This is a genomic window from Brevibacillus laterosporus, from assembly GCF_030489605.1.
GTDB classification, from domain to species: domain Bacteria; phylum Bacillota; class Bacilli; order Brevibacillales; family Brevibacillaceae; genus Brevibacillus_B; species Brevibacillus_B laterosporus_E.
This window is the reverse complement of sequence record NZ_JAUKFY010000010.1, coordinates 73,394-95,958: the sequence shown is the minus strand read 5'-3', so window position 1 is coordinate 95,958 and position 22,565 is coordinate 73,394. Positions and strand designations below refer to the sequence as shown.

General features: G+C 41.7%; 22 protein-coding genes, 1 tRNA gene and 1 other annotated feature. Of the genes, 3 read left to right on the top strand and 20 right to left on the bottom strand.

Features of this window, described 5'->3' with window-relative positions:
* The first annotated feature begins 81 nt into the window (after nucleotides 1–81).
* Nucleotides 82–906: a late competence protein ComER gene (gene comER / locus QZ995_RS12880; protein ID WP_301807392.1), complete on the top strand. Its 825-nt coding sequence runs from the start codon at nucleotides 82–84 to the stop codon at nucleotides 904–906.
* Between the two features lie 292 nt (nucleotides 907–1,198).
* Here the strand turns inward: comER and leuS are convergent, their stop codons facing one another.
* The 19 genes from leuS to QZ995_RS12780 form a co-directional block, all read right to left on the bottom strand.
* On the bottom strand, nucleotides 1,199–3,664 hold the full coding sequence (gene leuS / locus QZ995_RS12875; RefSeq protein ID WP_437124733.1) for a leucine--tRNA ligase: 2,466 nt from the start codon (nucleotides 3,662–3,664) through the stop codon (nucleotides 1,199–1,201).
* Between the two features lie 156 nt (nucleotides 3,665–3,820).
* Nucleotides 3,821–4,077, bottom strand: a binding site (T-box leader).
* A 39-nt stretch (nucleotides 4,078–4,116) separates the two neighbouring features.
* Nucleotides 4,117–4,860 carry a class I SAM-dependent DNA methyltransferase gene (locus QZ995_RS12870; RefSeq protein ID WP_301807388.1) on the bottom strand — a complete coding sequence of 248 codons (744 nt, stop codon included), beginning with the start codon at nucleotides 4,858–4,860 and terminating at the stop codon, nucleotides 4,117–4,119.
* Between the two features lie 9 nt (nucleotides 4,861–4,869).
* Nucleotides 4,870–5,220 carry a ribosome silencing factor gene (gene rsfS, locus QZ995_RS12865; RefSeq protein WP_031414039.1) on the bottom strand — a complete coding sequence of 117 codons (351 nt, stop codon included), beginning with the start codon at nucleotides 5,218–5,220 and terminating at the stop codon, nucleotides 4,870–4,872.
* An 11-nt stretch (nucleotides 5,221–5,231) separates the two neighbouring features.
* Nucleotides 5,232–5,801, bottom strand: a complete 570-nt coding sequence (gene yqeK, locus QZ995_RS12860) for a bis(5'-nucleosyl)-tetraphosphatase (symmetrical) YqeK (protein WP_301807385.1) — start codon at nucleotides 5,799–5,801, stop codon at nucleotides 5,232–5,234.
* Nucleotides 5,782–6,372, bottom strand: a complete 591-nt coding sequence (locus QZ995_RS12855) for a nicotinate-nucleotide adenylyltransferase (protein ID WP_301807383.1) — start codon at nucleotides 6,370–6,372, stop codon at nucleotides 5,782–5,784. The genes yqeK and QZ995_RS12855 overlap by 20 nt, the downstream gene beginning before the upstream one ends.
* 16 nt (nucleotides 6,373–6,388) lie before the next feature.
* Entirely contained in the window at nucleotides 6,389–6,679 is a 291-nt protein-coding gene (gene yhbY / locus QZ995_RS12850) for a ribosome assembly RNA-binding protein YhbY (protein WP_003338267.1), read from the bottom strand.
* The gene (locus tag QZ995_RS12845) at nucleotides 6,680–7,534 is read right to left on the bottom strand and encodes a shikimate dehydrogenase (RefSeq protein ID WP_301807524.1); all 855 of its coding nucleotides are present in this window, start codon (nucleotides 7,532–7,534) and stop codon (nucleotides 6,680–6,682) included. It lies immediately after the preceding gene.
* A gap of 85 nt (nucleotides 7,535–7,619) precedes the next feature.
* On the bottom strand, nucleotides 7,620–8,759 hold the full coding sequence (yqeH, locus tag QZ995_RS12840) for a ribosome biogenesis GTPase YqeH (protein WP_301807379.1): 1,140 nt from the start codon (nucleotides 8,757–8,759) through the stop codon (nucleotides 7,620–7,622).
* On the bottom strand, nucleotides 8,738–9,265 hold the full coding sequence (locus QZ995_RS12835) for a YqeG family HAD IIIA-type phosphatase (protein WP_301807376.1): 528 nt from the start codon (nucleotides 9,263–9,265) through the stop codon (nucleotides 8,738–8,740). Before QZ995_RS12835 ends, yqeH begins: the two co-directional genes overlap by 22 nt.
* Nucleotides 9,266–9,576: 311 nt before the next feature.
* Entirely contained in the window at nucleotides 9,577–9,930 is a 354-nt protein-coding gene (locus tag QZ995_RS12825) for a thiol-disulfide oxidoreductase DCC family protein (protein ID WP_301807375.1), read from the bottom strand.
* Between the two features lies 1 nt (nucleotide 9,931).
* The gene (dinB, locus tag QZ995_RS12820) at nucleotides 9,932–10,999 is read right to left on the bottom strand and encodes a DNA polymerase IV (protein WP_301807372.1); all 1,068 of its coding nucleotides are present in this window, start codon (nucleotides 10,997–10,999) and stop codon (nucleotides 9,932–9,934) included.
* Nucleotides 11,000–11,072: 73 nt separating this feature from the next.
* Nucleotides 11,073–12,431, bottom strand: a complete 1,359-nt coding sequence (locus tag QZ995_RS12815; RefSeq protein ID WP_301807518.1) for an MATE family efflux transporter — start codon at nucleotides 12,429–12,431, stop codon at nucleotides 11,073–11,075.
* A 219-nt stretch (nucleotides 12,432–12,650) separates the two neighbouring features.
* A complete protein-coding gene (locus QZ995_RS12810; RefSeq protein ID WP_031414030.1) occupies nucleotides 12,651–13,250 on the bottom strand; it encodes a nitroreductase family protein in 600 nt (199 codons plus the stop codon).
* A 65-nt stretch (nucleotides 13,251–13,315) separates the two neighbouring features.
* Complete coding sequence (locus tag QZ995_RS12805) at nucleotides 13,316–13,951, bottom strand: NAD(P)-dependent oxidoreductase (protein ID WP_064018392.1); 636 nt, start codon at nucleotides 13,949–13,951, stop codon at nucleotides 13,316–13,318.
* Nucleotides 13,952–14,225: 274 nt separating this feature from the next.
* Nucleotides 14,226–14,951, bottom strand: coding sequence for a gamma-glutamyl-gamma-aminobutyrate hydrolase family protein (locus QZ995_RS12800; RefSeq protein ID WP_301807369.1), 726 nt, complete (start codon nucleotides 14,949–14,951; stop codon nucleotides 14,226–14,228).
* A gap of 16 nt (nucleotides 14,952–14,967) precedes the next feature.
* The gene (locus QZ995_RS12795; RefSeq protein ID WP_301807366.1) at nucleotides 14,968–16,593 is read right to left on the bottom strand and encodes a peptide ABC transporter substrate-binding protein; all 1,626 of its coding nucleotides are present in this window, start codon (nucleotides 16,591–16,593) and stop codon (nucleotides 14,968–14,970) included.
* Between the two features lie 556 nt (nucleotides 16,594–17,149).
* Nucleotides 17,150–17,632, bottom strand: a complete 483-nt coding sequence (locus QZ995_RS12790; RefSeq protein WP_301807363.1) for a peroxiredoxin family protein — start codon at nucleotides 17,630–17,632, stop codon at nucleotides 17,150–17,152.
* 14 nt (nucleotides 17,633–17,646) lie between these two features.
* A complete protein-coding gene (locus tag QZ995_RS12785; RefSeq protein WP_301807361.1) occupies nucleotides 17,647–18,780 on the bottom strand; it encodes a virulence factor in 1,134 nt (377 codons plus the stop codon).
* Between the two features lie 207 nt (nucleotides 18,781–18,987).
* On the bottom strand, nucleotides 18,988–19,638 hold the full coding sequence (locus QZ995_RS12780) for a hypothetical protein (protein ID WP_301807359.1): 651 nt from the start codon (nucleotides 19,636–19,638) through the stop codon (nucleotides 18,988–18,990).
* 357 nt (nucleotides 19,639–19,995) lie between these two features.
* Here QZ995_RS12780 and QZ995_RS12775 point away from each other — a divergent pair, with 357 nt between their 5' ends.
* Entirely contained in the window at nucleotides 19,996–20,166 is a 171-nt protein-coding gene (locus QZ995_RS12775; RefSeq protein WP_003343153.1) for a hypothetical protein, read from the top strand.
* Between the two features lie 477 nt (nucleotides 20,167–20,643).
* Here the strand turns inward: QZ995_RS12775 and QZ995_RS12770 are convergent.
* Nucleotides 20,644–20,732, bottom strand: a tRNA-Ser gene (locus QZ995_RS12770).
* Nucleotides 20,733–21,146: 414 nt separating this feature from the next.
* On the opposite strand from QZ995_RS12770, the gene QZ995_RS12765 reads away from it, so the two are divergent.
* On the top strand, nucleotides 21,147–22,394 hold the full coding sequence (locus QZ995_RS12765; protein WP_301807355.1) for a CynX/NimT family MFS transporter: 1,248 nt from the start codon (nucleotides 21,147–21,149) through the stop codon (nucleotides 22,392–22,394).
* Nucleotides 22,395–22,565 lie beyond the last annotated feature (171 nt).

The following is a 22,565-nucleotide window of genomic DNA, read 5'->3' as shown; positions in this document are numbered from 1 at the left end:
CATAAGATGTAAAGACCTCTTTTAGAACGAAAATGGTATCGCCTGTACAGTTCTTTACAAAAAAAGTATGGAGGGATTTTCATGCAACTTGGGTTTATTGGAACTGGAAGTATGGGGGGCATGCTCATACAATCTTTTATTCGTTCTCAGGCTGTGTTGCCCAACCAAATTAGAGCCTATAATCGAACTTCAAGCAAATTGTCACTTCTACAAGAACAATTTCCAGAATTGCAAATCGCTACGAGTAATGTTGATGTCGTTACAAACAGCGATCTGATTTTTTTATGTGTCAAGCCAAAAGAATATCGATCAGCATTAGCTGAATTCGCATCTTCTCTTTCCAATGAACAGGTCTTGGTTACAATTACAAGTCCCATAGTAGTAGAAGAACTGGAAAAATTAGTCTCTTGTCAGGTTATACGTGCAGTTCCAAGCATCACTAATCAAGCTTTGAGTGGACTCATTTTGCTTGAATACGGTCGTTCTGCCACAGACGAGTCAAGGGAACGTTTACTCCACCTTCTATCACATATCGGGCTTCCCTTGGAAATTCAAGCTTCATTTTTGCGAATCTCAGCAGATATCGCTAGTTGTGGACCTGCTTTTCTCAGTTATACACTGCAACAAATAATTCGGTCTGCGGAAGAAGAAACGGGTCTTCCCCACGAAACAGCCGTTCATTTAACAACCCAAATGCTAATTGGAGTAGCTGAATTATTAAAACAAGGACACTTTACCTTACCAGAGCTACAGGCGCGTGTCTGCGTACCAGGAGGAATTACAGGAGAAGGACTGCGAATTTTACAAGGTTCTCTACCTGGAGTATTTCATCATGTATTCCGCATCACACAAAAGAAATTTGAAGAGGATCAACGCGAATTGAAGGAACTGTTGGAAAATTGGTAGTCAGTATTAGAATGAATCATGAAAGAATGATTTTATAGACATGGCTGTTCTTACCTATTACGTTTATCCTTACTCCAATAGATGGGGCTTTATTATGTGGAAGATGATTTCATGACCTCGATTATTCATCTAAAATTCAATATGACTTATATGAACTACTTAATACATGTACATAAGTAAAATACAGGAGAATAAAAGAGTGTCGATAATCCGCAAAAGAAAAAAGCCCCCCTCCTATAGCTAATTTCTAGCATTAGGAGAAGAGGCTGTCTTTTTTACTCGAAACAGATGATTAACCTACTACAATATTAACCAGCTTACCTGGGACAGCAATTACCTTACGAACGGTTTTACCGTCAATAAGTGCAATTCCTTTTTCATGAGCAAGTACATGCTTCTCTAGCTCATCTTTGCTAAGTCCGTTAGCGACTACCAGCTTTTCACGTACTTTACCATTGATTTGGATTACGATTTCTACTTCATCCAGTACCAATGCTTTAGGATCAAACGTTGGCCATTCCTGCATGTGTACGCTGCTAGTCTTACCGATCAATTGTTGCCACATTTCCTCAGAGATATGTGGTGCGATTGGTGCAAGCAGAATGATAAGGGTCTCCATTGCAAAAGCAAAGGTACCGCGGTCTGATTCTGCTGGATAGCTGTACATCTTATTAACTAGCTCCATAATCGTACTGATCGCTGTATTAAAGGTATAACGCTCACCAATATCTTCTGTTACCTTCTTAATGGTATGATGCGTAGTACGATACAAATCTTTGGCTGCATCATCATTCGCAGCTATTTGATAAGGAGCCTGGAATAATTCCTGATTGCTCTCTACCAAGCGCCATACACGGTTCAAGAAACGGAAGCTTCCTTCTACTCCAGTATCCGTCCAGTCTAGATCCCGTTCAGGCGGAGCCGCAAACAGAATAAACAAACGAACCGTATCCGCTCCATACTTCTCAATCATTTCATCCGGGCTTACCACATTGCCTTTTGATTTAGACATTTTAGCCCCGTCTTTTAATACCATGCCTTGTGTTAACAAGCTGCGGAACGGCTCATCGAAGGACAGCATACCTGCATCATGCAGCACTTTGGTAAAGAATCGGGAATACAACAAGTGCAGGATTGCGTGCTCAATACCGCCAATGTATTCATCGACTTGCATCCATTTGTCTGCGTTCTCTTTAGAGAAAGGCAGTTCATTGTTGCTTGCATCCGTATATCGTAAATAATACCAAGAAGAATCGATGAAGGTATCCATTGTATCCGTCTCGCGTTTTGCTGCTCCACCACATGTAGGGCACGTGGTTTTCATGAATTCCTCAGAGCTAGTCAATGGATTCCGTTTTCCATCGATAACTACATCTTCTGGTAATAACACAGGCAGTTGTTCTTTTGGCACTGGTACTACGCCACAGCTATCGCAATAAATGATTGGAATTGGAGCGCCCCAATAGCGTTGTCGAGAAACCAGCCAGTCGCGTAGACGATAAGTGGTAGACAATCCGCCTTTACCTTGCTGCTCAAGTACATCAGCAATTGCTTTAATCGCTTCACGGTTTGGCATTCCATCAAATTGAGCAGAGTTTATTAAGGTACCGTCTTCTGTGTAAGCGGCATCGACCCCAATTTCATCAGCTAGAATTTCTGGATTTTCCGGATTGATAACTACTTTCATCGCTAAATCATACTTTTTCGCGAATGCAAAATCACGTTCATCATGGGCTGGCACACCCATTACAGCACCTGTACCGTAATCAAGTAGCACATAGTTAGCTACCCAGATCGGCAATTGCTCCCCTGTCAGAGGATGCTTCGCGTATGCTCCTGTGAAGAATCCCACTTTTTCAGCATCAGTCGCTGTACGAGTAATGTCGCTTTCTTTCTTCATTTCTTCGACAAAAGCAAGAACAGGGGCTTCTTGCTCTTTACCAGCGATCAATTTTGGTACCAATGGATGTTCCGGTGCCAATACCAAATAACTTACGCCATAAAGCGTGTCAGGACGAGTTGTAAATACTTTTACCTGCTCGTCATTGAGCTCTGGAATTGTGAAAGTAACATTAGCTCCTTCGCTTTTCCCAATCCAGTTTTTTTGCATCGTGCGTACTTTTTCCGGCCAACCTGACAATTTGTCTAAATCCGTCAAAAGACGTTCTGCATAATCAGTAATACTAAAGAACCATTGTTCCAGATCCTTCTTAGTTACTTCTGAATCGCAACGCCAGCATAATCCATCAATTACCTGCTCATTCGCAAGTACAGTTGAGCATTCTGGGCACCAATTTACAAAAGCACGCTTGCGATATGCAAGACCTTGTTCTAGGAAAGTTAAAAATAGCCATTGCGTCCATTTATAATAATCTGGGGAGCAAGTCGCCACTTCACGACTCCAGTCAATACTTACACCCAGACGGTTTAATTGCATTTTCATAAAATCAATATTTTCATATGTCCATTTAGCTGGTTGTGCTCCGAATTTAACCGCAGCATTCTCAGCCGGCAAACCAAATGCATCCCAGCCCATTGGGTGCAATACTTGAAAACCGCTCATACGCTTCAAACGAGCAATAACATCCCCGATTGAATATACACGCATATGGCCCATGTGCAAACGCCCAGATGGATACGGAAATTGCTCAAGGCAGTAAAATTTTGGCTTAGAGGAATCCTCCACCGTTTTGTTTGTTTTTTGTTCGTTCCATTTTTTCTGCCATTTGACTTCCAGCTCTTGTGGATTATACGGCATAGACATTTGCTACATCCTCCTTCTACTCTTTCACAAATCCTTCTTCACATTGGTAACATATTTAAAAGGTTACCCGCGTCTTATGATCAGCAGACAAAAAACGTCTAGCCCCTAAGACACACAAAAAACCTCACATCTCTAACAGCCGAAAAAGCTGCTAGGGACGAGAGGTTGTTTTCTTCTCGCGGTACCACCCTAGTTAGCAAAGCAACTGTTTAACACGATGAAACGTTACCCAGTGCCCTACTCCCTTCCTTTTCCGTAACGTGGACAGACGCTTTTGCCTACACAACGAAAGTCTTCAGCAAAAAAGCAATGAGGGGAGTTCCAAAAAGAATCGGGTTGACTCGCACCTACCGTCAACTCTCTTTGCCAGATCTAGTTTTTGTACTAGGCCTCATTTTCGCTTTGTTCATATATGAATCGATTATAGTCGTTTTTACCGGAACATGTCAATCATGAGGACGTTTGGCAGAAAAAAATAGCCGTTCGCTTTCAGCAACAGGAGGAAGATTCACAAAATCAGCAGTTAGCTTAATTTCTTCAAAGCCGGCTTCTCGCAGCCACAAAATGATCTCTGTCGGCTGATAAGCTCGTTGGTATTGTGTTTCTTCCCGTTTTTGATAGCATCCATTTTCTAAACGAATAAAGAAAGTAAGATCATGCTCTACTTCTATTCGCTCTTCATCCGTATAGCATTGCCAGATGTAGTTAATCTCTTCATCTACATGTGTAAATGTGTTATTTCCAAAAAAGGTGAGAATTTTATAAGGACTATGTACATCAAAAAGGAAGGTTCCACCTGGTTTTAAATGCTGGTACACACGCTGAAACGTAGCTTGTACAGCTTCCTTTTCCGTAATATAACTAAGGCAGTCACAGAAGGAAATAACCGAATCAATCGGGCTGACAGAAAGCTCTGTCATATCTTGTTCAACCCAATTAATATCAACATGTGCTGTTTTCATTTTTTCATAGGCAATTGCGAGCATCTCTGGCGATAAATCAACACCAGTTACCTGGTAGCCTTTTTGGGCCAGAGGAATGGCAATACTGCCTGTACCACATCCCAAGTCAAGAATTGTCTGTGGCTTACCGTGTAGCTGCCAATAATCCTCCGCCCAAACCAGCCAGTCCTGATAAGGCGTATCCGCCATCAACGCATCGTAGACTGTAGCTAAATGCGTATATGACATAGCCGTTTCCTACACTTCTACAGTGACGCGAGGTGCATCAGACCATAGCTTTTCAAGATTATAGAAGTCGCGTTCTTCTTTATGGAAAACGTGAACAACTACATCTCCACAGTCAACTAATACCCAACGACCTTGTTCTTCCCCTTCAATACCACGAATATTATACCCATTTTTATGCACCTGATCACGAATTTCACGAACAATCGCCTGTACTTGACGCTCATTGTTACCGTGACAAATGATAAAACGGTCTGCCATAACTGAGATGGTGTGGATGTCAAGAACCACAATATTTTCTGCTTTTTTATCTTCACACGCTTTATATGCTAGTTGAAGCAATTGATTGTCTATTTGTACCATGAAAGGCCTCCTCATTCTATTACAAGATCATTATAAGCAAGCAAAGTGAGCGGATATACCCGCTGTTTTTTTTCAATTAAAAAACGTATTGTTCCTCCGAGGGCAAGTGCTAACGCCTGATTCAAATCTTGCTCTGCCAGGCCTCTAATATCCTCTACACCAGGATAATTGCGATTGGGTTCAATGTAATCAGCCAGACAAACAACTTTCTCCAGCAAGGACATGTTCTCACGGCCTGTCGTATGATAACGAATCGCTTGCAATATCTCAGCATCCTGTATCTGTAGCTCCTGTTGCACCACAATCGCTCCTACAAAAGAATGCCATAATTCTTTATCCCCAGAAAGCAGATCCTGAGGCAAATCATAACGAAGAAGGTAATCTCGCAGCCGAGAAATTTCCCAGCATTTGCAGTAATCATGCAGCAGTCCCGCCAACTCAGCTTTTATCGGATCTGCTCCGTAACGAACGGCCAGCTTTTTGGCTGATTCTGCTACGCCTAAGGTATGCTGGTAACGCTTTTCATGCATTTGAGCTCTAACCTGATTAAGCAAGGCTTCTCTATGTTGGATCTGCTCCATATAACCCGCTCTCCTTTATATAGCATTCCACCGCTGAAGGAACAAGATAGCGAATACTTTTTCCAATCTGGATCTGTTCGCGGACATACGTAGAAGAAAGGTCCCAAAGCGGAATCTCGATAAAATCCACATAGGTGGTCCATTTCGAAGGCTGTGGTGCGAAGTGTGGACGATGAAATCCAATAAAACGTACCAGCTTTACCAAATCTTCTATGCCATGCCACTGTGGTAGCATCTCTACCATGTCTCCTCCAATAATAAATGAGAACTCGTAAGTAGGATGTAACGTAACTAATTGTTGCATCGTGTCAACAGTGTAAGAAGGACCTTCTCGATCCAACTCTACCGTCGTAATCCGAAACTGCGGACGATTACGTATTGCTAGTTGTACCATTTCTGCTCGGTGAATAGCGTTTGCTACACTTTTTTTCTTTTGTTTATGGGGTGGAATATGAGCAGGCATAAACCAAACCTCATCAAGCTTTGCCTGCTCTCTCGCCTGCTCGGCGATTAATAAATGTGCATTATGAATTGGATCAAATGTGCCACCCATTATTCCAATACGTTTCATATGCCTTCTTTAGTCCCTATGGCAGCACGATCGTTTTATTTTCTTTTGACTCTTTGTACAAAACAACGGTATGACCGATTAATTGTACCATTTCCGCACCTGCTCCAGTTGCCAAATCTTCTGCCACTGCATGCTTGTCATCCATATTATTTTGCAAAATGGAGACTTTGATGAGCTCGCGTACCTCTAGAGCCTCTTGAATCTGCTTTACCATATTTTCATTTACTCCGCCCTTCCCTACTTGAAAAATAGGCGTAAGGTGGTGGGCCATAGAGCGCAAATAACGTTTTTGTTTACCAGTTAGCATTTAATTTCCTCCTTGTTGCAAATGCTGCAACACTATTTCTCTCATTTTGTCAGTAGGCGCCGCTTCACCAGTCCACAGTTCGTAAGCCAGCGCCCCTTGATTTATAAACATGCCAAGACCTGAGTGATGGGTTGCTCCGATTTCTTTGGCACACTGTAACAATTGTGTTTCTAATGGATTATAGATTAAATCGCTTACGATTAAATCAGGCCGTAAGCATTTCCTATCTACAGGCATTTCATGGATATGAGGGTACATTCCAATAGAAGTCGTATTGATTAAAAGAGTGCTATCTAGAATCGCTTGCTCCGCTTGAGAAAATGAATATACACGTATAGGGATTTGTGAACCCAGTGCCATCGCCAATAATTCTGCACGCTCAAGCGAGCGATTAACAATCCGAATTTCCTTTACTCCACGTTCCACCAATGTACATGCAACTGCGCGAGCGGCACCGCCAGCACCTAGCAGCGCAACCGTCTGCTCTGTTAAATCAATCCCTGTTTCTTCTAATAACGAGCGAACATACCCTGTCCCATCCGTATTATATCCAATCAGGGTGCCATCTTCATTTACAATAGTATTAACGGCTCCAATCCGTTCTGCCAAGGGATCAATTTTATCCAAATACGGAATAACGGCTACTTTATGCGGTATGGTGACGTTAGCGCCTCGCATGCCTAAAGCTCGAATAGCCTCGACCGCTTCTTTAATCTGATCATCATTAACTTCGAAAGCTGCATAAGCAAATGGCAATTGTTTTTGTTCAAAAGCCGTATTATGCATCACTGGAGATAAGGAATGTCCTACAGGACGTCCAAACAGCCCAACCATTGTCGTTTTACTATGTAACAGGAAGACCCCTCCCCCAAGTAAGTTAGAAAAGCCCCTCCGCAAAGAAGGGGCTTGCTTGTTGTTCAAGTGATCGACACAGACTTGGTTAAATTAAGCCTTTTCGTAATCCGACACTTACACCCTTAGGCACATGTACTTCTACGACCCCTTTTACTTTTCCCTGAAGCGCAATCCAGCCAAGCCCAGCAATAACGATATCAGTAGGTACATTTGAATCAATTTTTAGCGTATAGCGGGTAAATGGCAATAACGCTTTAGCCGCTTCTCCTGAAGGCGGGGCAAGCATCTCCCCATGATGCTTCGCCAACACTTCTTCCGCATTATCTAATTTTGTACGGTGAATGTACAGGTCATTAGCCAAGTAGCAAGCAAATGGCTGACGTTCCCCCCTTACATAGTCAACGCGAGCCAATCCACCGAAGAACAACGTCTGTTTATCGTTTAATTGGAAAACGCGCGGATTAATCCGTGATTTCGGAGTAAGTTTGCGTAAATCCTCAGGTGACACAAGATGACCGATCTGATCACGATTAATAATACCAGGTGTATCAAATATAGAACGTCCATCCTCTAGAGGAATTTCGATCTTATCTAAGGTAGTTCCTGGGAAGGGCGAGGTGGTGATTTCCATGTCCGCTGCACCGTAATCGTGTAAAATCCGATTAATCAGCGTGGATTTACCAACATTCGTTACCCCTACAATATAAACATCTCGTCCTTTGCGGAATTCTCCTATTCGAGCAAGCAGCTCATCAATACCTATTCCTTTTTGCGCACTCACGAGAACCACTTCATTTGGCTTTAAACCACGTTCTTTCGCTTCATGCTGAATCCAGTTTTTCACACGATTAAGATTAATATTGCGAGGTAATAAATCTACTTTATTTCCGACCAGCAGAATTGGATTTTGTCCGACAAAGCGAGGCAATCCCCGTAGCCAGGAGCCCTGGAAGTCAAATAAATCAACTACCATAACCACTAAGCATTTTGTGGAACCAATTCCATTTAAAATACGGAGAAAATCATCATCATGCATTTCTACAGGCGCTACTTCATTATAGTGTTTAATGCGAAAACAACGCTGACAAATCACTACTTCACGCTTCAATGCAGAAGCTGGTGCATAGCCTGGCTTCGCTTTATTTTCTGTCTGTATTTCAACTCCACAACCCGCACAGCTAACCGGGCCCTCGAAGTCCTGATTTACTTCTTGTTGTTGTACCACGAAATCATTCCTTTCTTGCTCATCCAGTGCAGGGCAAGTCGTTCCATTTTCCGATTAAATCGCGTAAAAAAACCATCTGAATTTTTAACTGGAACAACCAAAATAGTATGAAACCCTAAAAGGTTGCCGCCCAACACATCTGTAAACAATTGATCTCCAATAACTACTGTCTCCTCAATGCGAACTTTCATAATTTCAATCGCACGTTTAAACGCTTGATTGGTAGGTTTTCGCGCAGCCGGAATATAGTGGCATTGCAAGGGTTCACAAAAGTGTAAAACCCGTGCCTTATTATTATTGGATACAACCGTCACTTGAATTCCTGCTTCATCCAAACGCTTAAACCAATTCATTACCTCTGGAGTAGCATCAGGTGTATCCCATCCAACTAACGTGTTATCCAAATCAGTAATCACTGCTTTGATATTACGTTTTCGGAGTTCATCTATATTAATGGAAAAGATGGATTCCACATACTCATTTGGGGTTAACTTCTGTAAAAGCAATTGCCCGTACCTCCCGTTCACCGTTCACTGGTTTTGCATGCACCACGAACGAGATATCGGGACTAACTATACCATATTTGGAAGGCTTGTTGCAAAACAAAATCAAATCTGCTATAAAGAAAGGTTCTCTTTTTCAATTAATTTGCAAACCCGCTCTGTTGGCCGCCAACAATTAAAACGATAGGATGGCTTCGTCTCATACCCGAGCCTCCCACAGGTGTATGTGGTTTTAGCACCCTGACCGCCCTTGTGCACGCAAAAATGCTGACACGTCGCACAGCAATGAAACCGATTCGTATCTGTCATCGCGTTCATTCCTCTGTTCTTCCAAACCAATGATATCGATTTCGGGCAACCCAAGCATATGTTTTTTCACCAAAATAAGCAGCACCTGGCAAATAAAAAAACGGGGATAACCAACAAAAATAAGTAAGTGCGAGCAATTTTCTCACTGCATAAAATGCTCGCAGACGTTCTCCTGAGGGAAGAAGAACCTCCATTGCTTCTCCGCATGCTTTATCCTGTAAATCACAAGCAGGCGCTTCCGCGTAATGACGCCACTCTATCTGATGCTTTTTCCCAGGTAACAATAAACTAGTTAACCGTTCACGAATAAAACAGCACATATTGCAATGCTCATCATAATAAACGATAGTCTTACTCATGTTACATTCCTTCTTTCCAGGCGGGGAGTGAAAAAATACTAAGCTGTTCAAATCTTTCCTTCTGTTCGTCTTCCCGCAGAAAATTAGAAAAGCCGACACCAATCAACCTAACGCCGCGTGAGAAATCAAATTCATCCAATAAAAATTCTAACCATTCCTCCCAGGATGTTCCTGACATTACTTTACGCTGTTTAGTTTTTGTTGTGAAGTCAGTTAATCTTACTTTCAACGTGAGGGTTTGAGGATGTACCCCCTCTTGCTCTGCTTCTTCTTTTATATGAGCAAGTAATTCACGGGCAATTTCAGCAATTCGGTCACGTTCCTGCAAATCGTACACAAGTGTGGTTTCTCTGCTAATTGATTTAACAGGACGATCCATTTCAATTTCTCGTTCATCAATTCCGCGTGCACGCCCGTATAGCGCATGTCCCCACTTGCCAAATAGTTGAACCATGTCCTCTACAGACAGCTCCCACAAATCTCGAACAGTCTCAATCCCCTTTTTAGATAAAACCTCCTGCGATTTTCTACCTACACCATGTAAAACACTAATTGGTAACGGAGCCAGAACATCCAAAGCATTTTCTGCACGAATAATGACAAAAGCATCTGGTTTTTTCAAATCACTGGCGATTTTGGCAAGAGACATATTGTAGGATAAACCGATACTACAGGTAAGGCCCGTTTCTTGTTTAATGCGTCTTTTCAACTCTTTGGCAATGGGAACTGCGTTTTCATAATGAGACACATCTAAGTAAGCTTCATCTAGTCCGATGGGCTGATACAATTCTGCATACTCGGTATAAATCCGTCTAATTTCCTCGGATTTTTCATGATAACGAGCGAAGCGGCATGGAACAAAAATCCCCTGTGGACATTTTTTTCGTGCAAGAGCAACTGGCATAGCAGAACGCACACCAAACGAACGGGCCTCGTAGCTGCAGGTAGCTACTACGCCCCGATTACCGGTACCTCCCACAATGACAGGCTGATTCCGCCATTCCGGATGATCCAGTTGTTCTACGCTAGCATAAAATGCATCGATGTCCACATGAATAAATTTTTTCATAGCCGCTTCATCCAAACATATATTCTCATCTGATTCTATTGTTATTATAGAACACTGGGTGTAACGATTCAATTCACTTCGTTGACCTATTTACATTTTGAGTGGTATCCCAGGGTTTGTTTACCCATCTACGCATAGCAAAGCACCCGCGGAACCATTCATCCATTCCTTGTGCAATCCATACCCCAAGCAAACCAAGTCCAAAATAGATACCAAGCGTATAGCTAAAGACTACCGCAATCCCCCACATTGCAAAAATGCCGATAATTACTGGAAACCGAACATCACCAGCCGACTTTAACGAACCCATTAAAACAATGTTCATCGCTCTGCCTGTTTCGGTAATGACCATAACCCACAAAACAGGAAGGGCTACAGCAATAATAGCTGGGTCAGTCGTAAACATTTGTAAAATCGGCGAGCCTAATAATGCAATAATCAGTGTCGTGGCAAATGAAGCGCACATTGAAATTTTTAAAGTACGCATCCCTCGGCGTAAGGCCTTGTCGTATTGTTTTCCACCAATATAGCGGGCCACCAGCAACTGTGTACCTTGTGCAATTGCTAGTGTAAACAGGTAGCAGACCATAGAAATATTCAAGACATAGACACGTGCTGCCAGCGATGCAGTTCCCATCATCGCAATAAATCCTGTAATGATTACTTGTGAAAGCTGATAGGACAAATTTTCACCAGCCGAAGGAATCCCAATGGATAAAAGTCCTTGGATATCCTTTTTTCTCACAATGAAGATATCTTTAGCTTGAATACGTAAAGCAAGCTGACGAAAAACCAAATATAACAAAGCACCCACTGCAAAGGCACGTGCGACCACCATTGCCCAAGCTACGCCAGTCACTCCCGTAATAGGCAATCCAAAAATGCCTGTAATCGCGATAATATTACCGCCTACACTGATCATGTCCATCAACAGGGTAACCATTAAAGAGTCCTTCGTATATCCGTGACTGCGAAGCACAGCGCTTAAAGCTAAAGCAATTGATTCTAAAAACAAGGACGCCCCACAAATTTGTACAAACAAAAGTCCATAGGCAAGAACATCTCCTTCAAGCTCAAAAAGACTAAGAAATTGTTTTCCAAATATTACCACAATTACAGCAACAGCCATTCCAAACCAAAAATTTAAGCCAAATGCAGACCGTGCTAGCTGTCTTGCTTGATCGAATTGATTAGCTCCAAGTCTTTGACCAATCAAAATAGTCGCACCAATTGACGTCACGTTAAAAATTAAAATAAAAATATTTAAGAGCTGATTTGCCACGCCTACACCTGTAGCTGCGTCATCGGAATAATGACTCAGCATCAGAGTTGCAATAATCCCCATCCCCATATGTAGCGCTAGTTCAAAAAAAATCGGCCACGTAATTTGAAATAGAGTTTGATGTTGGTATTTGTTTGTTTCTGTGTTCACATTCACCCTTCTTTACTCCATTGACATCGATTCATTCTAAAAGATTTGTTCATTATAACGCGATGTCAGGTGGATGGGAATAGAGATAAGTATGCAGACAAAAAAATGAGCTACCCACAAGGTTAGGTAGCTCCAATTTATCTATTTTTCAGTTTTTCTCCACTACACTGTTCATTACGATCAAGGAAATCCTACAAGTCTTACATGTTGCTGTGTTGCTTATTTAAATGTTTTAAAACGCTCATCTAGTGGTTTGTATTCTTTTTCCTTAGGAGCCATTGTTGGTTGACCAAATGGCATTTGCGCAATTAGTTTCCAATGAGCTGGAACATTCCACTCTTTTCTAACGTCTTCATCAATTAATGGATTGTAATGTTGCAAGGTAGCTCCTAAGCCTTCCATTTCAAGAGCAGTCCAGATAACAAATTGATGCATACCAGAAGATTGTTGAGACCAAATTGGGAAGTTATCTTTATAAAGCGCAAAATCCTTTTGCAATTGCTCTACTACTTGTTGGTCTTCAAAGAAAAGTACTGTTCCGTAACCATTACGGAAAGATTTCATTTTTTCTTCAGTTGGAGCAAAGTTGTTATCCCCAACTACCTTACGCAAAGCTGCTTCTGTCAAATTCCACAATTTATCATGTTGTTCTCCTAATAGAAGCACAATGCGAGCTGTTTGGGAATTAAATGAAGACGGTGTATGCTTTAGAGCAAATTCGATGATTTCTTTGATTTTATCATCTGAGATGCTCACTTCTTTGCTGATACCATAAATAGAACGTCTTCCTTCAACTGCTGTGTAGAAATCTTTTGCCATGGTAGATACCTCCCTGTTGTTAGAAAAAATAATGCTACTCAAAACATTGCCCTATTGGCGTCAAGTTATACAGACGCAACAGTGAAACGTTTGTTTACAAATTGTGGATTTTCAAGCTCGTCAAGTACTGCGATTGCATAATCCTCCATGCTAATAGAGCTTTCACCTTTTGCATTTACCAATAAATTGTCTTCCCCTTTTTGATAACGCCCTGTGCGCTCACCTGGTTCAAACATTGCAGATGGGCTCAAGAAAGTCCATTGAGGCAGATTGGATTGCTTTAGAATTTCTAGATTTTTACCTTGATTTGTTGCTGTAGCCAAATATTCTTTCGGGAATTCCGGTGTTTCAAATAGACGAACAGTTTTTGCTTCATCTACAAACAAGCTTCCCGCTCCTCCAACTACAAATAACTTTGTTTGTGGAGCATTTTTTAGCGCTTCAATCAAAACATTTCCTGCTTCTACATGTAAATGTTCTTCTCCTGGTTTTGCACCAAAGGAATTAACAACAACATCAAATTTATTTAAATCCTGAGTAGTTAGGTCAAATATATCTTTTTGCAGTACAGCTACCTTTTGATTTTGATCAAGCTTGGATGCATCGCGTACAATAGCTGTCACTTCATGACCTCTTTGCAATGCCTCTTGCATGATCAATTTTCCTGCTCTTCCTGTTGCTCCAATAATAGCGATTTTCATATGATAGGCCTCCTTATTTAGGAATTAAAATATCAAACACGGTGCTCATTTGAATAAATCAGATCAGATCAAGTCATTGGACAACCGCTCTTCTTGTAACTATTTTAGTTACAACTAAACCTTTTGTCAAATGTTTTTTTTAGATTGCCCAAAATTAGTCGATTTGTGCATAGAATCTAACAAACTTCCCCCTAATGTTACGCTTTATCGTTAGCAAAAAAGCGCGTAAACAAAGGAGTCCTCATTCCTTGTTCACACGCTTTCGTTTTCCTTATTAATCTGTGTGCTGGTTCACTAGCTGTACAAACGCCTTACAAATCCCTAGCATTTGTTCGTCATGCATCCACATGCGTTCAGGATGCCATTGGACTGCAATTGTACGACCATCTTCGCTTTCAAAGCCTTCAACCACCCCGTCAGGAGCCACAGCCGTCACACGATAACCTGCAGGCAATGTTTTAACAGCCTGATGATGAGAGCTATTGACTAAAACTGTTTCAGATCGTAAGGCCCCCTTTAAAAAGCCATCTGACACCTGAATGTAGTGAGAGCCGTACTGCTTTGAACCGATTTGCTGATGTTGCAACGCGTTTGGATATGCACTCTCGATATCCTGAATCAGGCTGCCCCCGACTGTTACCGCTATCATTTGTGCCCCTCTGCATATTCCAAGCATCGGCTTACGTGTACGTATTACAGTACGGATTAGTCGAAGCTCGGCTTGGTCACGTTCGTAGTCTACTTCACCAAGCCGCTGATGAGGAGCTTCTCCATAGAGATGAGGGGCAGGGTCAACGCCACCAGTCAAAAGCACAGCGTCCACAGCCTCAAGCATCTCATCAATTGGATAGACTTCTTCGTGTATTAACGGCAAAAGAAGCGGTATTCCTCCGCTTCTGATAATCCCTTCCACGTAACAATGACTCGTGTAGAAAAAATGATCCACCCGATTGTCTGAAACATACATTTTGGAACTAGCGATTCCGATAACCGGACGCAAGCCTCTCGCTCCCTTTCTACTCGCGGCGGGCGTATTTATAATCGACAAAGCCTAGTGCGTCGATGACTACGCCTTTCACGTCATCCTTTTGTAACCATTTATATGTGTAATAGTAGATCGGAGTGACTGGCATTTCATTCATGAGCATCGAATCAGCTTGTTTTAACAGCTCCCTGCGTTTCTCCTGATTGCCTTCCGCTGAAGACTTGGCTAAAAGCTCGGTATATGTTGGGTTAGACCAACCTGACTTGTTGCTGCCACCTTCTGCTTTAAATACCTCCAAGAAATTAATGGGATCATTAAAATCACCAATCCAACTAGCACGTGCAATTTGGAAGGAGCCTTCCTTCATCGCTTCGCGCACTACTTTTAACTCCATGTTTTTCAGTTTCACTTCTACGTTCAAGGTTTTGCGCCATTGATCCTGAATAGCTTGCGCAAGCTTTGCATGTAACTCATCCGTATTATACAAAAGCTCGATTTCCGGTAATTTTGTCAGCTTCTCTTCTCTTAAGCCTTCAGCCAACAGTTGTTTCGCTTTTGCGATATTATTATCTGTAAAATAACCATTAGGGTTTAGTGACATCGATGGAGGCAAGATACCAAGTGCCGCTGTTCCACCGGTTTGGACAATGTTATCAATTAGTGCCTGACGATTGATCGCATAGGCAAATGCTTGACGTATTTTTTTATTGTTAAATGGAGCTTTTTTGGTGTTAAATACATACCAGTACGTACCCGCTGTCGCTTGGGTATGCAATTTATCTTTCAATGCACCAATCGCATCAGACGGAATATCTCCCAGTGGAGAACCAGACCAATCTAGTTCATTGTTATCATACATGCTTAATTCTGTTGTAGAATCCTCAATCATGTTAAACTCTAACTTTTCCAGTTTTACATTTTCTTTATCCCAATAGGCAGGATTCTTTTCAAATGTAATCTTAGATTTATGCTGCCATTCTTTCATAATAAATGGACCGTTTCCAACTAGTGTGGACGCATTATTTGCCCATTTCTCATTAGCCTCTACCACCTTTTGATTGACTGGATAGTAGGTCACGGAGGACAGTAACTCCAGGAAGAATGGAGTTGGATTTTCCAGCTTTACCTCCAGAGTCTTATCATCAAGCGCTTTTACACCTACTTGATCCAGTGTTACCTCTTTGGCATTAGCCTTTTGACCATTTTTAATATAATAAAGCTGGTAGGCATACTCAGAGCCTGTTTTCGGATCTAAGACACGTTTCCAAGCATATTCAAAATCCTTAGCAGTAACCGCATCGCCATTTGACCATGAAGAGTTGCGCAATTTGAATGTATAGGTTTTCAAATCATCTGAAATCGTGTAGCTCTCTGCTACTGATTCATGCAGCTTGCCATCCTCGCCCAACCGGAACAAGCCATCAAAGGCGGAGCGGGCAACAGCCATTGAAATTGCGTCCTGTGCTAAACCTGGGTCAGCAGTTGGCGGTTCAGTCTTAATATTGAGGCGTAATTTCTGTTCCTTCGTCCCAGCATTTGCTGTCGTTTCAGGTTTAGAAGTTGAATCGGAACTGTTTGTACTAACTACACCACATCCCGCTAGCATGGAAGACAGAAGTAGGATCGTGCAGAGGGAACGGACGGGAAATCGCTTCATCGGTTTACACTCCTCATTATTCAAATAACAAAAAATCACTTCGATCTTTCTTCACAAGGTTCACAAGGAAAAGCACTTTTCCATTAGATGAAGAAATCGAATTTTTGCATAATCATTCATACCATCAACGGTATATTTCCTTGCCCTATGCGCTTTTTGGCTCATGCCCTCAGTGAAAACTTTTTACTATTATAGTGGATTCGTTTATTCATGTATATACAAATGTAATCAAACGGCGGTGAGATTTTCATGATAAGATCACTTAAAGCACAGATGCTGGAAATGACGGAAAAGGCTGGCGGCCAATGAGGAATCTATATCGAGTAACTTTCTACGGGTGAATAATTTATGCATAAAGAAAAACAATCTTTCCTATCCAGCTAGTCATTTAATTAGTGAAGAATATCGCTAAATACAACTATTGTTAAGCTAGGTAAAATGGTCTTTGATTGATTCAACGTGTAAAAGATTAAACTTATTTCAACACAAAAAGACGTCCGTAACAACACAAACGCCTTTTACTACTACCGATTTTTCTACTTATGCTTGAGGCTTGCTATGGCTCTGCTATAAGTCTTTGCACTTCCTCTAGCAATTCCTCTATGCCTGGTCTGTCAAACTGAGAACTACCGATATAGGCATAGCGGATAACCTGCTCCTTGTCCAATAAATACGCACTCGGAACAGCAATCCGAAAAGAATCCCATTTGATTGGAGTAAACACCTCATACGCTTTTATTACTTCACGAGTTGAATCTGAGAGCAAGGGAAATGGCATATTGGTGCTTTCGGCATACTGAATCAGATTTTGTAATTTTTGACCCGCAATAATAACAATCGGCACACCTAGCTTATCAAAACGAGTACAGGCAGTCTGTAAGGCTTCCAACTGTTTACGACAATTTGGACACCAGGTTCCCCGAATAAATAAGAGAAGCAAGGGCTTACCCGCATATTGATCTAGCCTGATCGTTCCTTCGGTGGATTCCAGTTCAAATTCTGGAGCTTTATGCCCGATTGCTAACCCTTTTTTCCCCATATGATCTCCATCCTCTACTCTCTAGAGCGGTTCGTCATTTGTTGCCACACTGTCCCGCTTGCTTCTTCTCCACCCTCGATTCGTTCAATAGCTAATTTAATTTGCAAGCTAATTTCAAACTCCCTATCCTCTTCAGCTTGGTGTAGAGCCGGCAAGGCTGATTCGTCGCCTACTTCATATAGAAAACGAGCAGCACGCCAACGAACCAATTTATTTGAATCACGCAAAGCTTCGATCATAGCTGGGATCGCTTTAGGATTTCCTAAGTCAGATAAGGTGTCACCTGCAGTTCTTCTAACGGAAGGAGAAGCATCCCGTAAGGCTAGATACAACAAAGGAAGAACTTCTTCTGTCCCGATCATCCCTAAATAAACAACAGCTAAGCGACGTATAGACGCTTTCTCATCCTCCAATGCTTTTTTCATAAGAGGAAGGTCTTCTTCCGTTGGCTCCATTCGCTCTAAAACCGCATAGCGTTTACGCCAATCAGGATCGGTAAACATTTCTATCGTCACTTTTTGCGGCGGTCGTGGTTTTGGCAGCTCCTGTTGCCCCCCTTGAGCTAATGCTACTTGCAGTAACGCTTGCAGACGCGCCTCGTCATAAGCAGCATCCAATTCCTGCGCTACTTCCTCACCGACTTCCTTTGCATTTCCATATCTTGCGCCCTGTTCAACCCATTGACGCTCTGTAATTAAGTTCGGGGAACTAACTCCGGCCTGCATGGCCATTTTTGCAAACCGTTCTGGAAGTCCCGTACGGGTTTCCTCTCCATTTGCAATAACCTTTACCTGCATAGGAATGTCTCTAAACATTTGCACATATACTTGTAATTCTCCAAAGGCGGGTGCCTCTTCCTGATTATGAGCCCAATCATTGCTACTCATTTCTTCAGCACCCAATATCTCTTTAGCTTCTGCTAGTATTGGTTGCCAAGCTGCATTTGACAATCGTTCTAATGCAATAAAGTCTACAACCTGAAAAACCCCTTTCACTCCTTCAATAGCTAACAGCTTTTGGATATACTGCGGGGCCTGTCCTTTTGTTTTTTGGGTAAAATTATGTTGAACACCATTCGGAAGCTGTTCATCTAACGTCAGCTTCATGGTATTAGGGCTTGGTGTTGGTTCAATGGAGCGTATTTTCATTAGCTCAACTCCCTTTTTTCATTATAGGTGATTGTCTTAAGGTACGCGATGTTTCCAGCGCTACGTATGCTTTTCGCTAGTATAGCATAGGATAATCCAGCCAATAAAACTTCACTGACAGTTTGGGGAATCTCCCTTGTTTTTGACTGTTTTATGTAAGACAAAAATGGGTCAGTTTCTCACCCATTTTTACTGTTGTTATTCTCCCTATTGAACTAGCAATTCGTATGTTACCTCTGTCACATATGGTTCTGGCGTATCAGGAAGCTTCATTTTACCACGTATTTGTAATTGATGAACTCCCATTCTTAATGGTTTTAGCATGAGCCAAAAACCATCGGTAGCTGCGTTAGCCTTTTTACATGCGCCAACAGGAACCTCTATGTCAAGAAGATTATCATAAGGTAGCTGAATGGGGAAAATTGGAGAAGAAACACGATACACTTCCGTTTTAATTGGATATCCATCCAAAATGACGTTTGCTTCTACAATATGGTCTGCTAGATATTTTGCACCACCGGGTAAATCTAGAGGCATTCCTGTTATTTTGGGTAAAAAAATGTCATTACTGACTGCACTACATACGGGGAAAAAGATCGGCTTTGTATGTGGAATCGTACATGTACGAACCGCCGGGCGTCCACTGTAACTTCCAGCCAAAAACCAAACGGGTCTTTCGTGTTGTTTCATTTGATACACTTCTGAGTAGTCGCCAGTTAGGTCCAATAATGGATGAATAGCCTTTGGAATGGAAAAAGCCCATTGCCACCATTCTATCGCCCAATCACTATAACTTTTATAAGACGGCTGCGAAGTCGGAGGAAAGACCCGCGGGTCAACAATAAGCTCGTGACTCATTGATTTCACCTCCTACCTTATCTTATTTCAAAGCACATGAAGCGAAACGGCAGATGGCGAGGTTCGATTATCTTTTTTGCCTTTTTTAAAAAATCAGGTCGTAAATGGTATCCTTTTTCTTTTTTTGGAATAGAATAGTTCGTGCTGTTTTTATTATCACACCTAGTTATCTCCCTTTTACCATTCATGATATTTTTTCTAAATGTTCAAAAATAATTAACAATTACCTCCTATCTTTTTCCTTATTTTGGATCATAATAGGAAGTAGAAAACCTCTTGCATTACCAAACTTTTTGAAACTTATTTGTTTCTGCATCGTATAAACAAGTAAGAATATAAATAGGAGTTGAAAGAGTAATGAGGACGTACACATTTTTGTTCGAAACAAAAACGAACAGATGGGAAGAACGTGTTGAAGCGAACAGCATGTTGGACGCCGCTCGCAAAGCAAAGGTATTGGCTATTGAAAAATCAAAAGCCCTAGCGACCAAAATTATGTTCTCCTTTTATCACGTTCGAGCAGTATAAGAAGCTATCTTCTTTGCAATAGATATGGCAGGTGATCCACAACATGTTGTCAACAGCATATGACCAATGAAACGCTCCCTTTTATTTAGCAAGGGAGCGTTTTGTTATATATAAAGCTGGTATTATCCTCAACTTTTCTATTTCTCCCTCTGATGATGCAGATCCAACCAAGCACCAATTTCTTGATCTGTGTCAGGAGCATCAAAATACTCATTATCTCTTTCTTGTCTTTATGCTCATCATGCTATGTAGATGGGTGAGTATTTGTTCTGGGAGACATTTCTGGTAATCGCAAGCAGCTTTTTACCCTTTTTTCTTTAAATCTGAGAGTTTAGTGATTCTGGCAGGAACGGTCGCCGTCACCTATTTTTATCGTCAGATCCAGCCCTAAATGCTTCCCGCTGCATGACAGACACTTACCATATAAAACACACAAAAAAGCCGATGATTTTTCTTCATCGGCTTTTCTATAAAGTATGGCGGAGGGAGAGGGATTCGAACCCCCGTGACGTTGCCGCCTAACGGTTTTCAAGACCGCCCCGTTATGACCACTTCGGTATCCCTCCGTGTAGTAAATGTTGGTAATAATCTCTCAACAAAATCTATTATACCTGATGTAAATTTATTTAGCAATAGTGAAATAAAATTTTTTTATATTTTTTTGAAGCACTAAAAAAAATGGCTTACACATGTAAGAACCTTTCTCTTTGAGCGAATATCCATTATATGGTACCATCTACATTATACTATCATCCCATGATTGACTGTATGCTTTTTAGAAGGAATTGTACAAAAAAAGACATTTTGCGTTAACTTGTACGGTAACTGGCATCATTGACTAAATCACCCACTCTAGCTCATCAGTAACATTTTAATTGAAGCAATGAAACAGCCAGAACAGACGCCACGGAGGCAATCGTCTGCTCATCTATAACTAGACCACAGCAGATCCTATATGCTTGGGAAGGAGACAGGAAAAAATGAATACGCAGCCATATAAGTCGAATCGTATCCATGCGCATAAGTCCAAATTTCGGACAATCCTTACCGTTCTCGGAATTATTTTAATTGCCGCCAATCTCCGTGCTGCCATAACATCAGTTGGCCCTCTGATTGGCGATATCCGTAATACAACAGGTCTATCTGGGACAACTGCTGGAATGTTAACTACCCTGCCTTTAATTGCTTTTGCAGTCTTATCTCCTGTTACCCCAAAACTAGCCCGTCGATTTGGTATGGAAAAAACTTTATTTATTGGGCTACTTGTACTTAGCCTAGGCATTCTCTTACGCTACTTTCCTTCAACTATTTTTCTATTTGTCGGTACAGCTTTGATTGGGGCAGCAATCGCAGTCGGAAACGTCTTGTTACCTAGCCTAATCAAACGTGATTTCGCTCATAACATTGGAATTATGACTGGCGCTTATTCTCTATCAATGGGTATCTTCGCGGCACTAGCATCTGGACTTAGTGTACCGATTGCACACGGACTAGAGTTTGGGTGGAGGGCCTCGCTATTAAGTGTGGTCTTTCTGAGCCTTGCAGCTACATTGATATGGATTCCTCAGCTTCAATCTCTGCATATTCCAAAAAAATCATCAATAAATAAAGCGTCTATAAAAAGCATTTGGCGTTGTCCCCTTGCGTGGCAGGTCACACTCTTTATGGGCTTGCAGTCATTAGCTTTTTACGTAAGCATTTCATGGTTACCGGCTATCTTAATCGATCGTGGCTATAGTGCCGAATCAGCAGGATGGATTTTGTCTCTCATGCAATTTGTCAGTTTACCAGTTAGCTTTATTGTTCCAATGATAGCTGGTCGCAGTAGGAGTCAGAGTGGTCTGGCGGCTCTCGTTTCTCTGCTTGGCATGATTGGCTTTACTGGGCTTCTTTCAGGTAATAATGCTTTGCTGTTTCTATGGATTATGTTTATTGGATTAGGGCAGGGCGGAAGTATCAGTCTGGCTCTCACTATGTTTGCTCTTCGCGCTCCCAATGTTATGGTATCAGCTGAGCTATCTGGTATGGCCCAGTCAATAGGTTATGCACTGGCAGCTTGCGGTCCTATTTTGTTTGGATTTTTACACGATGTCACGAAGGAGTGGAATCCTTCTCTCCTGGGGATTATTGTAGTTATCTTCCTACAGCTACTCGTGGGTCTAGGTGCAGGTAAAGCTGCTTATGTCACACAGCTAGATGCATCGAAGAAAACAAATCACTCCTCATAAATAGACTCTGAAATAGGGCAAGCTTTCATAAGCTTACCCTATTTCTCGTTCATACCGCGAACCAAACCCTGTCTTGGCAGGGGCTACTCCTTAATCAGACACAAGGATTTGTTACCCTTTCACTTCTTACGCATAAGATGTAATGACGCTTAATGTAGAGGGTGATGTCTT